The following is a 12,689-nucleotide window of genomic DNA, read 5'->3' on the forward strand; positions in this document are numbered from 1 at the left end:
ACGTCCGCGGAGGAATGATCAAGCGACATCCGCCGGTTAACGTGGCGCAGTCGCCCACCACCCCGGCCGAGACGGCCAGGTCCGACACACGAAAGCGCGGCACAGAAAATGCGTGCACTCATTCTTCGGGAATTCGACACTCCACTCGAGCTCGACGACATCGCAACCCCCGTCGCCGGCCAGGGCCAGGTGCTGGTCCGCGTCCACGCGAGCGGGGTGAATCCGCTCGACACGAAGATCCTCGCCGGCAAGGCGGCGCACGCCCAACGGCAACTGCCCGCCGTGCCGGGCCTGGACATGGCGGGCACGGTCGTCGCGGTGGGCGACGGCGTGAACGGCTTCGCGCCCGGCGACGAGGTGTACGGCATGACCGGCGGCGTCGGCGCGCTGCAGGGCTCGCTCGCCGAGTACGCGGCCGTCGACGCCCGGCTGCTGGCCCGCAAGTCCGCGCAGCTGACGATGCGCGAGTCCGCGGCCCTGCCGCTGGTGGCGATCACTGCATGGGAGGGGCTGGTGGACCGCGCGGGAGTGCGCGAGGGCATGAAGGTGCTCGTGCACGGCGGCGCCGGCGGCATCGGACACGTGGCGATCCAGATCGCGCGTGCCCGCGGTGCCCGTGTCTACGCGACCGGCAGTCAGCGCAGCCTCGAGATCATCGAGAGCCTCGGCGCCACGCCGATCGATTACACCCGGACGGACCACACCGCCTACGTCGCCGAGCACACCGACGGAGACGGCTTCGACGTCGTCTTCGACACCGTGGGCGGCGCGACGCTGGACAAGTCGTTCGCGTCAGTCCGCACTTACACCGGGCACGTGGTCAGCGCGCTGGGTTGGGGCACCCACAGCATCGCCCCGCTCTCCTTCCGCGGAGCGACGTACTCCGGGGTGTTCACGCTGCTGCCCATGCTGACCGGCCGCGGACGCGAGCACCACGGCGAGATCCTCGCGAACGTCGCCGCGCTCGCGGACGAAGGCAGCCTCAGGCCTCTGCTGGATCCGCAGCACTTCACGTTCGCGACGATCGCCGACGCGTATCGCACAGTCGAGAGCGGTGCGTCCGGCGGCAAGGTCGTCGTGGACGTCGTCACTGAATGATCAGCATAGGAACACAAGTAGCGTCCATACGCTGGAGATAGGCCGGGAACCCGCCATCGAGACGGGTCCCCAGCCTTCTTCCGCCCATCGCGGTCAGGACTGGGCGCAGGACACCTAGACCCTGACCTAGACCCTGTAGCGGAGGATTGCGGCGCAACCGTCGTCCGCCTTGGTGCCCGGCAGCAGCTCGCTGAAGGACGCGTCGCCGGCGGTGGCGGCGCGCAGCATCAGGGGGCCGGCCTTGGCCTCGAACGCGCCGTCGGCCGCTTCGCCGAGTCCTTCGCGGCTGGTGGCGATCATCCGCTGGTCCTGCGTGGTCGCCCACTTCATCGGGTCCGCGGCGCGGTCCGCGGACAGCAGCAGCGTCTCGACCGCGCCTTCGGTCAGGGCCTGGCTTACGGCGGGGATGCCGTGAACCGCGCGGCCTTCGCCGAGGGCGTCGCTGTACTCGGCCATCACCTTGCGGTGACTGGCGAGTGAGGCTTCCGCGAGAGCCTGGTCGACTGATGCGCGCATCGCGTTCTCCGCGCTCTTCCCGCCCCGGCCGCCCGCGACCTCCACGGCGTCCGCGTCCACGTTCAGCGCGGCCAGCTGCTCGTGGAACAGCGGCAGCGCCTTGGGGTCGCCGGCGACGAACACGACTGCCGCGCCGACCTCGGCTGCGGCCTCGGCCACTTCGCGGGCGACCCCGGCCGCGTTGCTCTCCCACGCGTTCACCGAGCGCCGGTGGTACGAGGCCATCGACGGCCCGCCGGCGCCGACCCGGTTCAGGTGCAGCGTGGTGCCGTCGTAGGTGCGGTGCGAGTCGGGGTCGAACGCGCCGGCCGGATACGCGGTGATGTCGCCACCCGAACGGTCCAGCGCCACGACGATGTGCGCCATCTGGTGATCGAGATCGAGCACCGTCTCGAGCGGGTCGACGACCGGCCCGACCATCGCCTGGCTCTGCGCGGGCGGCTGGGAGAGCGAGAAAGCGCCGAGCACCCTCCCGCCCGCCGCGAACAGCGACTCGCCCTGCGGGCCCGCGATGTGGGGGGAAGAGCCGACCTCGGGATCGAGCGCGGCCAGCGAGGGCTCGTCGGCCCCCTGCCCCTCGAGCATGCGGCGCAGATCCCGCCAGGTCAGCTCGAGCCTCTTGTCCGCGTCCTGGTCCTGCCGGCTCGTGTCCACATGTACCGTGACGACCTCGGCGTTCGGCGGGGCGGTGTAGAGCGGGCGCAGAAGTGCGAGTTCCATCGCGATCTCCGTTCGACGATTGCGGACCGATCGGTCGACAACGGCTCCATCCTCACGCCACCGCCGACCGGGCGACATTCGGCGCTCACTCGAACGGCGGTAGGGCACGACGCGCGCGGCCCGGGCCGCCACGGCACGTGACAAGGGTCGGGCCCGGCTCACGCCGGGCCCGACCCGCGTTCGTGTCAGACGATTACGGTTCCAGAGCTCAGTTCACGTTCAGCGCGTTGTCGTCGATCACGAAGGACGTCTGCAGCGAGGAGTCCTCCGCGCCGGTGAACTTCAGCGTGACCGTCTGCCCGATGTACGGCGCCAGACTGAACGAGTGCTGGACGTATCCGGTGGCGGCGTTCAGGTTCGAGTACGTCGCCAACGTCGCCACAGTGCCGGCGGAGTTGACCACCTGCACCGTGAGCTTGTCGAACTGCGTCGTCGTCGTGGTCTCCGAGGTGTCGATGTGCAGGTAGAAGGAGAAGGTCGCCGTCGTGCAGGTGGCCGGGATCGTCACCGGCTGAGCGACGGTGTCGGTGTGGGTGGTGCCGTAGCCGTCGAGCCACGCGAACCACGTGCCTGTGTGGGAGGTCTCGCCGCTTCCGTTGGAGTTGACGACTCCGGCGGTGGTGCTCCACGGCGCGCTCGAACCCGTCTCGAAGCCCGGGTTGCCGAGCAGCTGGGCCGCGGTGCAGCCGCTGCCCTTCGCGGCGATCGCCCAAGTGAACGAAGTCGAGCCGCTGGCGGTGCCGGAGGATGCCGTGACGGTCGTTGTGGAGGTCGCGACGGTGGTCGGGGTGCCGGAGATCAGGCCGCTGGTGCTGATCGACAGGCCGGCCGGAAGACCGGTCGCCGAGAAGGTCAGCGCCTTGCCCGCCGTGTCGGTGGCCGAGATCTGCAGCGACACCGCGGTGCCGACCACGCCGGTCCGGTTGCCGGGGCTGGTCACCGAGACGGTCTCGGCGCCGGTGCCGGCCTGCAGCCCGGCGATGCCGTTCGGCGTGCCCCATCCGGTCGGCCCGTCGTAGCCGGTCTGCGCGGTGCACAGGTAGGCCGGGCTGCAGGAGCCGTTGTTCCCGGTGGTGACGTCGAAGAAGTTGGCGGTGTGCTGGTAGACGTCCTGTGCCGGGTTCGCGCCGGCGTTGCCGGCGAGCGCGTACATGGCCGCGACCATCGGAGACGACGCGCTGGTGCCGCCGACTTCGTTCCACCCGCCGTCGCCGTTGGAGGTGTCGTAGACGGCGACGCCGGTGTTCGGGTCCGCGTCGGCCGCGACGTCGTTGTCGATGCGGTTGGAGCAGCCCGCGGGCAGGCTCAGCGCGCTCTGCCAGGACGGCTTGGCTTCCAAGGCCGAGCAGCCCGAGCCGGTGCCTTCCGAACCCGTCGCGGTGTTCCAGACCGACTCGGTCCAGCCGCGCGAATTCGATGCGGTGCTCAGTGCGGTGCCGCCGACGGAGACGACCTTCGGCGAGGTCGCCGGGTAGCTCACGCCGTAGTCGTCGTCACCGGCGGACACCGTGGTGACGATGCCGGAGGCGTGGGTGAAGTAAGCCGCGTCCATCGACGCCTCCGAGCCGGACTCGCTGCCGCCCCAAGAGTTGGAGATGTAGCCGGCCAGGCTCGCCGCCGCGTTCTGGGCGACGTAGAGGCCGGTGCCGGAATCGTCCTGCGCCTCGACCAGCACGAGCTTGCACAGCGGGCAGATCGCCGAGGCCATGTCCAGATCGAGCGCGGCCTCGACCGTCCAGTCGTCGCTGGCCGGAGCGGCCGAGGGCAGCGGCGAGGTCGCGCCGTTCTGGTTGACCTTGGTGAAGATCGCCACGGGCAGGCCGGCCGCGGAACGGTAGGCGGCCAGGTCGGCGGCGGCGTTCGGGTAGTCGTAGGCGTCAACCACCGCGATCGTGCGTCCGGCGCCGTCCGCGGCGGAGGCCGCCGTCAGCGCGTAGGCCGCCTGGAGCTGGGCCGGGCCGTAGCCGACGCCCGCCGGAATCGCGTTCGGGGTGGCCGTCGTGGACGAGGCCGTGGCGGCGGCCGCGTGGACGCCGTTGCGCTTGAGCGCGAAGCAGGACATGTGGCCGACCACCGTCGCCGACGAACAGGCGCGCGTGGCTCCGCGGTTCGCCGAAGAGTTCGCGGGCTGCGAAGCGTGCGCGGAACCGGCCGCCTCGGCGGCGATCAGGTGCGTGGCCGAGGTGGCCACGTTCGAGCCGGCAGCCGCCGCGGCGGCCCCCGACACCGAAGCGACCGACAGAGCGCCGACCAGGGCGACGGTCGTGACCAACGCCCCGATCCCGCGAAGTGTTACCCGATGCACGTGGATTCCTCCCCTGAACCGGCTGCGCCGGTCCTGTCGTTGACGGGGGCAGCCCCCGCCAATGTGGAGAGGAATTGATCAAGGGTTCTGATACAAGACTTCCGCGAATTTTTCGCCAGCCAGGCCGTTAACGCCGGGATCCTCAATCCTTGTCGGCTCCCATGCTGCACTGGGGCGACTTCTGCCATCGAGTTTGGCAGAAGATAGGGGTGACAGGCGATCGAATTCTTGAGACTGTTCAGGGCTTCCGGCTCTCTCGCGAACTCGGGTCACCTGCTGAGGATTGTCACCTGCTGAGGCCGCAGATCAGCGAAGACGCGGTCGGCAACCATCCGCAGCCGCATCCTTTCTATGCACGCGAATATTACAGCGACTGGCGATCCGGACCATATCGGCGTGCGTGTCAGCCGCCGCCGCGGACTCGGTTCTCCCTGACAGGAGTCGAGCCGGCGGCGGTCATTCGCATGAAGGCGCACACGGTTTTCCCCCACGGCGGACGCACACAGACTTCGACCCGCTCCGCCAACCGGCGCAGCAGATGCCAGCCGAACCCGCCGCCGCGCGCCGGATCCGAGGATCGCGGCTCGGGCGGCACCGTACTGGTGTCGCTCACGCCGATCGTCAACTCCGCCTCAGCCTCGACCAGGTAGAGGCCGCACGGCCCCGGGGCGTGGACCACCGCGTTGGTCACCAACTCGCTCACCACCGTGGCCACGTCGGCCACCACATCCGGCGGCACAGGGTGCCCGCACTGCCCGAGAAACGCTCGGGTCCGCCCCCGCGCCCGGGCAATGCAACCGATTGATCCGTCCAACGGGTAGACGATGAGACGCCCCGCCGCCAGCGCGCTCCCGTATGCGTCCATGCGATGCCCCAATCCTGCCCTCTGGCTCCTGCTGCGAAGGATTGCTCTCGTGCCCCTCCTGCTGGGCGTTCGCAGCCGGATTCCAGTCACGCGGCGCGAATTGTCGTGGCCCTATGCCTCACGGTTAACCGCCCGCTCAGGGAGCAAACAGGCAGACCGCGCGACCCGGGTGAATCCCCGGGACCACCCATACGGGTTTGTCCGGACCGGAACCGGCAACCCATAAGCAGCGGACTCAGCCCAGAGGCGAACAGAGTCCCGGGAATACTCGAATGCGTGAGGAGCATGTCTTATGGGTGTCGTTCTGCTCGTCCTGCTACTCGCCCTGATCCTCGGCGGTCTGGGGTTCGCGGTCCACGTGCTGTGGTGGATCGCCCTGATCGTGCTCGTGGTCTGGCTCGTCGGCTTCGGTATCAGGGCCGGTGAAGGCAGCGGTGGACGTCGGCGGTGGTACGGCCGCTGGTGACGCAGGCGCAGCTGCGCCGAACTGCGACGCGGTGATGGGCACCACCGCAGCATCGGCACTCTCGTGCCCAAGGGCGGATTCCCGCCGAGCCGCAAGAACACGCTGAACTCCAGTGTTCTTACGCGGATCGGCGGGAATCCGCCCTTGCGCAGTAGCCGCCACCCCACAACCACCATCGCGTCATCGTGAGCGAACGGACGGGGTCGGCGCTGCCTTGATCGGGCGGCCTGTTTCTCAGCTCAGCTGCTGGGCCAAGGCAAGGATGATTCCGCTCGGCCCACGGAGGTAGCAGAGCAGGTAGCTGTCCTCGAAGCGCGTCACCTCGCCGACGAGTTCGGCGCCGTGCGGGCGCAGGCGCGCGAGGGTGTCCTCGATGTCGTCGACGGCGAACATGATGCGGTGCAGACCCAGCGTGTTGGACGGCGCGACCGATGGCTCGAGGGCGATCGCCTCCGGGGCGTGGTACTTCGCCAGTTCGATCCGCCCCGTGACGCCCGGGATCCGCATCATGGCGATCTCGCACCGCATGTCATCGAGCCCGACGACGCTTTCCGCCCACCGCCCCTCAATCGGCATCCTGCCTTCCAGTTCCATGCCGAGTGCGGTGAAGAAGGCGACGGCGGCATCGAGGTCGTCGACGACGATGCCCACGTTGTCCATGCGCTGAATGGTCACAGTTCGAGGATAGGGCCGGGCACGCCGCCGGCGGCATACGGCTCGGCTGACGGCCCGCGACTCGGTGGCTCTACCGTAGGGCGGTGAACAATTCGACGCGTGAGGATTCGGCTCCCGACGCTGCGGCCAAGCGGCGCCCGCGCCGATGGCGGGAGGTCTCGCCCACCCGCCACGGGCTGGTGCTGGCCTGGTGGGGATTCACCGTGACCTTCGGGGGCCTGCGCCTGCTGACGTGGTTGATCCACATCGATGTCTCGGGAGTCGGCAACATCCAGGCCGGCGGCGTACACCTGCACCACTACATCTGGGGAATTCTGCTGTTGATGATCGTCGGTGCGTACGGGCTGGTGGAGCGTTCACCGCGCTGGCGCGCCTGGCTGGGCCTGATCTACGGCATCGCGATGGCGCTGGTCATCGACGAAACCGGCAACCTCGTCGATCTCAAAGACGTCTACTGGCAGCACGCCGGCGGTATCGGCATCGCGATCGCGTTGATCTTGATCGGTGTGTGCGGGAGCTTCCTGGCCTTCACACACCGCGAAGAGACCCGATAGGCACGACGCCGGGCTCCGCACGAGCCGGCGCCGCGTTTTGATCAGCTCAAGGAGAAATCGGCTGCGCCAGGACCCTTACTCCGCCTGCTCAATCGCCTGCCGCGCGAGGAGCTCGAACTCTGGCTCCGGCCGCAGGCCCGAGATCGTCTCCCCCGCGATCAGCCACGTCGGAGTCGCTTGGACGCCGGCCCACCCGCCTGCCGACTCCGCCTCGGAAAGGGCGGTCTGCGCGTCGCCGTCCGCTAAGGCGGCACGGAGGGCCGCTGTATCGACGCCCACCGCGGTGGCGTGCCGCATGACCACGTTGACGTCGCCGAGGTCCTCGCCGAGGTCGAAGTGCACAGCGAACAGGGCGCGGTTGAACGGGTCCGATACCTCCGGCCGGTGCCGCCGGACCCATTCCGACGCGGACAGAGCCGTTCGGCTGTTCGGGAGCCGTGGTGGCCAGTTCAGCGGTAGTCCGGCCTTGGCCGCCTCTTGTTCGAGCGACCGGTACATCGCTCCGTTGCGCGGCCCCGCCTCGATGCCCCCAGGCGGGATGTCCGGATGGATCTGGAACGGGAGGTGGACGACCTCGAGTCCGTAGCCGGCCAGGAGCTGGTTCCGCGGCTGCGCCACATAACAGAACGGGCAGATGAAATCGAACCAGTGCAGGACCGTGCGTGGACCCGGCGGGAGCACCAGCTCGATGTCCTTGTCGTCCATGTAATCACGATAAAGCGCTCGCCCCGACCCGGCGCGCTCAACGGCGGCTCTGCGGGATCTCGCGCCTGTTCCCGAGCGCCCGGCTACGGGCCCAGCCGGGTCACTGATGGTTGCTGTTTGTGAGCGGCAGCGAAATGCGGTTGTCGCAATGGGCCCGGATTGGGATCGTGGCCGGATGACGCCGACACCCGCCCATGCGCACTCCACGCCGCGGCTGGCTCCGGAGATTCTGGATTACTACGCCCTCGGACGGGAGGACAGCCGGCTACGTGAGGGAACTGGGCGCTTAGAGCTGTGGCGTACCCAGGACATTCTGCGCCGTATCCTGCCCGAGCAGCACGGACGCCTGCTGGATGTGGGCGGTGGCAGTGGCGTCCACGCCGAGTGGCTCGCGGCCGACGGGTGGGGAGTGGAACTGATCGACCCGGTGCCGTCCCACGTTGAGCAGGCTGCCGCGCTCGCCGGCGTTACTGCACGACTGGGCGACGCGCGTGCCCTGGACGTCGGCGATGCAACCGCCGACGTCGTGCTGCTGCTCGGTCCGCTCTACCACCTGCCGGATCCGGGTGAGCGCGGCAGGGCCTTGGCCGAGGCCGCACGGGTGGTGCGCCCAGGAGGGCTGGTGGTCGCGGCGACGATCAACCGGTACGCAGCGCTGCACGATCAGCTCAATCGCGGCGGTTGGTTCGAACCCGGGCGTCGCGCCAGGTTGGAGGCGACCGCGGCGACCGGACGTGTGCATACCGGCGGTGATTTCACGACCGCCTACTTCCATGAGCCCGCGGCCATCGCCGCAGAAATGACCGCGTCCGGTCTTACCGTCACCGGGCAGTACGGGGTCGAGGGCGCCGGGTGGCTCATGGCCGATATCGCGGCCTACCTCGAGGACGACTCGAAGCGCGATGCCGTGCTCGCCGCGCTGCGTATCACCGAGTCCGACCCGGCGCTGCTCGGCATCTCCGGACACCTGCTGACCGCCGCGCGGCGGGAGTAGCGGTCGCAACCGAGTGCGATCCGGAGCGAGCCCGTGATGCCGAGGCCACGGGCACGCAGGCGGTGAAAATGTAAGAGATGATGAGCGAGCCGAACCTGATTCGTGAGGCAGAGGGCTTAGGCACTCCCCCGCCTCCACGCTACTTCGACTTCGGCACTGCCGGATTCCGCCGCATCGATGGGACTATCCGTCGCATGGTCGTGGAGGAAGTCGACGCCAGTAACAGGCGCGTGCTGTTCCTGGAGCTCGAAGCGCCCCAGAGCGAACGACTGCGCCGTAACGTGGGCGAATCGCGCCTGGCCGAGAAGCCATCGAAGCGGAACCTGGAGTCTTCGCGCGCAGCCTGCCGGAACTCGATGCACGCCACCAGCTCAACTCTGGCGGCATGTTCGATGAGCGTGACGACTACCTGCGCCTCGCCAACACGCCCCGGACACCCGGCCAGGTGGCCGACCACGTGATCGCGCACTTCGTAGAGACCGTCGGCCTGCTGGGCGGCGACGTGGATGGCCGCGGGTCGGACCCTTGCGTCACGTGGATGCAGCCGGCCGGCTCACACGTGTGCGGGGCCGGGGAGCCCTGGTGTGATCCGGGCGCTGAGGTAGTTCAATCCGAACCCGGCTGGCATATCGTCGCCCATAGCGCGGAAGATCGCCGCGAGCGCCATCTCATAGCTGACCCCTTCCGGGGTCGGCAGTTCTGTCGGCTCCTCCCTTCCGGCGACCTGAGCGTGCGAAGGAACCAGCCACGCGTCCCAGGTACCGTCGGCGAAGCGGTGTAGCGTAGCGAAGTACGCTTCGCCTCCCCGCGCCCAGCAGAGGTCCACCTCCGTGTTCTTCTGCACCGTCAGCGCCGGGATCTTGCGCTCGTCCTCCGGGCACAGGGTCCACTCGCTGATCGCCCGGTTCTCCTCGGCCGCCTGGATCAGGGCGGCCAGACTCGTTCCGTCACCACCGACGCCCAGCGAAGATGCTTCACAACTGTGGAGGCCGCCGGTATCGCCGCATTCGACCAGGCTCAAGCCGGGGTAGAGTATTTGACGCTCGTATGACGTGGGGAGTCTTGCCTCGGGCTGCCCCCACACCTCAGGGGTCGGTACGAAGGCCGGGTACGGGGTCGGGTCCGGCTGCTCCTCGGCGTAGACCGTCTCGAAGTGCGTCGGCATCACATCGCCCATGGCTCGGAAAACCGCGGCGAATGCCATCTCGTAACTGACACCGTTGCGGGTCACGCGTTTTCCCGCTGCCTCACCGTCGGTAGTTGACGGACGCAACCATGCGTCCCACACGTGGTACTCAAGCCGGCGCAGCACGGCGAAAGTACGCCCGTCCGACTGGAGGCGAGCCTCCGCGGGCGTGTACGCCGGCTCCCCGGTCTCCTCCTCGCCCGCGACGGCGGTCTCCCACTCGCACCGCGTTCCGTGCTCATCGGCCATCCGCATCAGTGTGGCCAAACTGTCGCCTTCACGGATCATGCCCACGATCTCGCCGTCGTCGCTGAAGGCGCCGCCGGTCTTGGCGGCGCACTGAAGCGCCATCCCCCTATTGGGCCAACGGTCGGCATTGAACCAGTCAGCAGAGCGGACCAGGTACCGCGCGTACCGCCCCGTGGGCAGTGGTTCGGTTGTCTGGCGTTGGTCGACGCGTCCGGCGAACAGGCCACGAAATCGCTCCAGGACGGCGGAATCCGCATCGGCGCCGAACAGTTCCGCCAGGACCCAGTCGGGCGGTATCCGGGCCGGACCGGGATGCCGCTCGGCGGTCAGAGCCCACTCGCGGACCGAGGATGGGATGTCCCTGCCGAGATCCAAGACGACGTCGGCGGCCGGGTCCAGCGGCGGGTTCTCCCGGTCGCCGCGGGTGAATGCCCACTGGAAACCGTCACTGCCGTCATCTCCGCGCTGAGCTGCGCGTACGCGATGCATGTACTGCGGCCGCAGAGCCACCCCGAAGAACGCGGTGCCCTGCCTGTCGGCAGCCGGATCCACGACGGTCTCGCCGTCCAGGCACCAAGCCCACTCCCAGGAATCGCTCTCGCGCATAGCCTCTGGGTGGCGGGCGAAGCCCTCCACATAGAGCAGATCTGAATCCACAGCGAGCCGGCATGCCTTCCGGCCGGCCGAATCCGGAGACATTCGCCGGATATCAACGCCATGCGTGCCCGTGCCCGGCGGGAACAGCCTGCCATAGCGCATGACCGGCTCCCACCGCCGCCAGCCACTCCACGTCAGGCACCGGGCTGCCACCGACGCCACAGCCTTGGCCTCATCTTCGGTCATATGACAGACCGTACAGATCACCTCCGACAGCAGAGCACGTTCGACGTGCCCTGTGTCGCAGGCCTCGGAAGGCGGCTGCGCTGGTGGTCCCGCCCATCCGGGCGGGACCACCAGCGGCGGGATCGGTCAGGGAAGGAAGTACATCGGGTTGGGGATCTTGAAGGACTTGTCCTCGTGGCCGCCGGACAGGTCGCTGTACTGGTCGCCGAAGTTGCCCACGATTTCGTAGCCGAGGGCTTCGAGGTGGGCGCGGGTGTACGCCTTGTACTGGTCGGTGTTGCAGGTCGCGCCGCAGGGCAGGTAGGCGGGCGGGTTCGCGGCGTTCTTCATGAACAGGTTCGCGTCGGTGGCGGCCGGGAAGCCGACGGCCTCGAGGTTCGCCTCGGTGTACGTGCGCTGCGACTCGGGACGGCCGGTGATGTAGAAGACCGTGTAGCCCTGCGCCTGCGCCCAGGTGGCGAGGTTGTTCATGCCGAAGACGGCGGGCATGGTCTTGGTGGCGATGTACGCGGCGTTGCTGGCGGAGCTGTAGACGAACATCGTCTCCAGCTCGTAGTTGTAGGTGGACAGGGAGGTGTCGTCCACATCCAGCACGATGGCCTGCTTGGCGCCGTGGGCGTGGCGGGCCTTGTCCGCGAGGTACTTCTCCGCCTGCGTCTCGATGCCCTGGACCTGCACCGCGTAGTTGCTGCTCGGTGAGGGCCAGTGTTCGCCGTTGGCGTCGACGGTGTCGCCGTAGTACGCCTCGATTTCGCTGACCTCGTCGGTCATGTTCGTGATCTGCTTGTCGGTTCGCGGCGCCGAGGAGGAGTCGGCCAGCGCCAGACCCCCTGCGGTCAGCGAGCCGGTCAGGACGCCGACCGCCAGGGCGGCCAGTGTGCGGGAGCGGATGGACAAGACGTGTGGGCGCATGTGGGCGCGGCTCTCCTTCCAGCCGCACGGGCCGCAAAGGCGCCCGTCGCCTCTGCCCGGCGGCTGATCGCGGTGACCCGACCGTATTGGCCGTCAGATGAACAGGTCAAGAACGCCAGGTGAACAAGGCGCCTGCGTCGGCCACCCGCCGAGCCCGCCGCATCGGGGCCTTTCAGTCCCGCGGTGCGACGCGGATACGGTTCCCGTCATGATCGGCCGCGAGGAAGGTCAGCCCGAACCCCGCATCATGTGGCTCCCGCAGGATGTTGACACCCTTGGACTTCCACAGCGCGAATATCGCGCTGACCTCGTCGGGCCCACCATTGGTGGCCAGGCACACCTCACTGGTACGCGGGACGTCCGCCGACAGGTCGTCAAACTGGCCAGACCACAAAGCGAGGTCAGCGCCTGGCCCGAGCTCGAAGGTGATGTATCCCGGAGTCTCGAGCGACGGCAGCATGCCGAGGAGGTCGCCGTAGAAGCGTGCTGCGGCGGGAGCGTCGTTCACGTAGACGATGGATACGACGGATGTGGTCATGGTTGTCCTTCTCGCAGGTCGTGGGTGCGTGCCCACCAGCCTGACCGGGATATGCGCCGGATC

Annotated in this window: 13 protein-coding genes; 5 read left to right on the forward strand and 8 right to left on the reverse strand. The window is 68.5% G+C overall.

Features of this window, described 5'->3' with window-relative positions:
* Positions 1-108: 108 nt before the first annotated feature.
* Positions 109-1,098 carry a zinc-dependent alcohol dehydrogenase family protein gene (locus ACTRO_RS08095; protein ID WP_034262458.1) on the forward strand — a complete coding sequence of 330 codons (990 nt, stop codon included), beginning with the start codon at positions 109-111 and terminating at the stop codon, positions 1,096-1,098.
* 126 nt (positions 1,099-1,224) lie between these two features.
* Here ACTRO_RS08095 and ACTRO_RS08100 read toward each other — a convergent pair whose 3' ends face one another.
* From ACTRO_RS08100 to ACTRO_RS08110, 3 genes are all read right to left on the reverse strand, one after another.
* The gene (locus tag ACTRO_RS08100; protein WP_034262461.1) at positions 1,225-2,334 is read right to left on the reverse strand and encodes a baeRF2 domain-containing protein; all 1,110 of its coding nucleotides are present in this window, start codon (positions 2,332-2,334) and stop codon (positions 1,225-1,227) included.
* Between the two features lie 208 nt (positions 2,335-2,542).
* Positions 2,543-4,606, reverse strand: coding sequence for a S53 family peptidase (locus tag ACTRO_RS08105; RefSeq protein WP_245594324.1), 2,064 nt, complete (start codon positions 4,604-4,606; stop codon positions 2,543-2,545).
* Positions 4,607-5,042: 436 nt separating this feature from the next.
* On the reverse strand, positions 5,043-5,504 hold the full coding sequence (locus ACTRO_RS08110) for an ATP-binding protein (protein ID WP_084316078.1): 462 nt from the start codon (positions 5,502-5,504) through the stop codon (positions 5,043-5,045).
* A 292-nt stretch (positions 5,505-5,796) separates the two neighbouring features.
* Between ACTRO_RS08110 and ACTRO_RS08115 the strand changes: the two genes are divergently transcribed.
* A complete protein-coding gene (locus ACTRO_RS08115) occupies positions 5,797-5,970 on the forward strand; it encodes a hypothetical protein (protein ID WP_034262464.1) in 174 nt (57 codons plus the stop codon).
* A gap of 234 nt (positions 5,971-6,204) precedes the next feature.
* Here ACTRO_RS08115 and ACTRO_RS08120 read toward each other — a convergent pair whose 3' ends face one another.
* The gene (locus ACTRO_RS08120) at positions 6,205-6,645 is read right to left on the reverse strand and encodes a VOC family protein (protein WP_034262466.1); all 441 of its coding nucleotides are present in this window, start codon (positions 6,643-6,645) and stop codon (positions 6,205-6,207) included.
* 83 nt (positions 6,646-6,728) lie between these two features.
* On the opposite strand from ACTRO_RS08120, the gene ACTRO_RS08125 reads away from it, so the two are divergent.
* Positions 6,729-7,199, forward strand: coding sequence for a hypothetical protein (locus ACTRO_RS08125; protein WP_051450502.1), 471 nt, complete (start codon positions 6,729-6,731; stop codon positions 7,197-7,199).
* A gap of 75 nt (positions 7,200-7,274) precedes the next feature.
* Here the strand turns inward: ACTRO_RS08125 and ACTRO_RS08130 are convergent, their stop codons facing one another.
* Positions 7,275-7,904: a DsbA family oxidoreductase gene (locus ACTRO_RS08130; protein ID WP_034262468.1), complete on the reverse strand. Its 630-nt coding sequence runs from the start codon at positions 7,902-7,904 to the stop codon at positions 7,275-7,277.
* 175 nt (positions 7,905-8,079) lie between these two features.
* Here ACTRO_RS08130 and ACTRO_RS08135 point away from each other — a divergent pair, with 175 nt between their 5' ends.
* Both ACTRO_RS08135 and ACTRO_RS47045 read left to right on the forward strand, forming a co-directional pair.
* Entirely contained in the window at positions 8,080-8,898 is an 819-nt protein-coding gene (locus tag ACTRO_RS08135; RefSeq protein ID WP_034262470.1) for a class I SAM-dependent methyltransferase, read from the forward strand.
* Between the two features lie 77 nt (positions 8,899-8,975).
* Positions 8,976-9,359, forward strand: a complete 384-nt coding sequence (locus ACTRO_RS47045) for a hypothetical protein (RefSeq protein ID WP_157435944.1) — start codon at positions 8,976-8,978, stop codon at positions 9,357-9,359.
* Between the two features lie 92 nt (positions 9,360-9,451).
* On the opposite strand, the gene ACTRO_RS08140 is transcribed toward ACTRO_RS47045, so the two are convergent.
* The 3 genes from ACTRO_RS08140 to ACTRO_RS08150 form a co-directional block, all read right to left on the reverse strand.
* Complete coding sequence (locus ACTRO_RS08140; RefSeq protein ID WP_157435946.1) at positions 9,452-11,176, reverse strand: hypothetical protein; 1,725 nt, start codon at positions 11,174-11,176, stop codon at positions 9,452-9,454.
* A gap of 126 nt (positions 11,177-11,302) precedes the next feature.
* Positions 11,303-12,088, reverse strand: coding sequence for an HAD family acid phosphatase (locus ACTRO_RS08145; RefSeq protein WP_034262477.1), 786 nt, complete (start codon positions 12,086-12,088; stop codon positions 11,303-11,305).
* A gap of 172 nt (positions 12,089-12,260) precedes the next feature.
* Positions 12,261-12,626: a VOC family protein gene (locus tag ACTRO_RS08150; protein ID WP_034262479.1), complete on the reverse strand. Its 366-nt coding sequence runs from the start codon at positions 12,624-12,626 to the stop codon at positions 12,261-12,263.
* Positions 12,627-12,689 lie beyond the last annotated feature (63 nt).

This window comes from Actinospica robiniae DSM 44927, from assembly GCF_000504285.1.
Classification (GTDB): Bacteria; Actinomycetota; Actinomycetes; order Streptomycetales; family Catenulisporaceae; genus Actinospica; species Actinospica robiniae.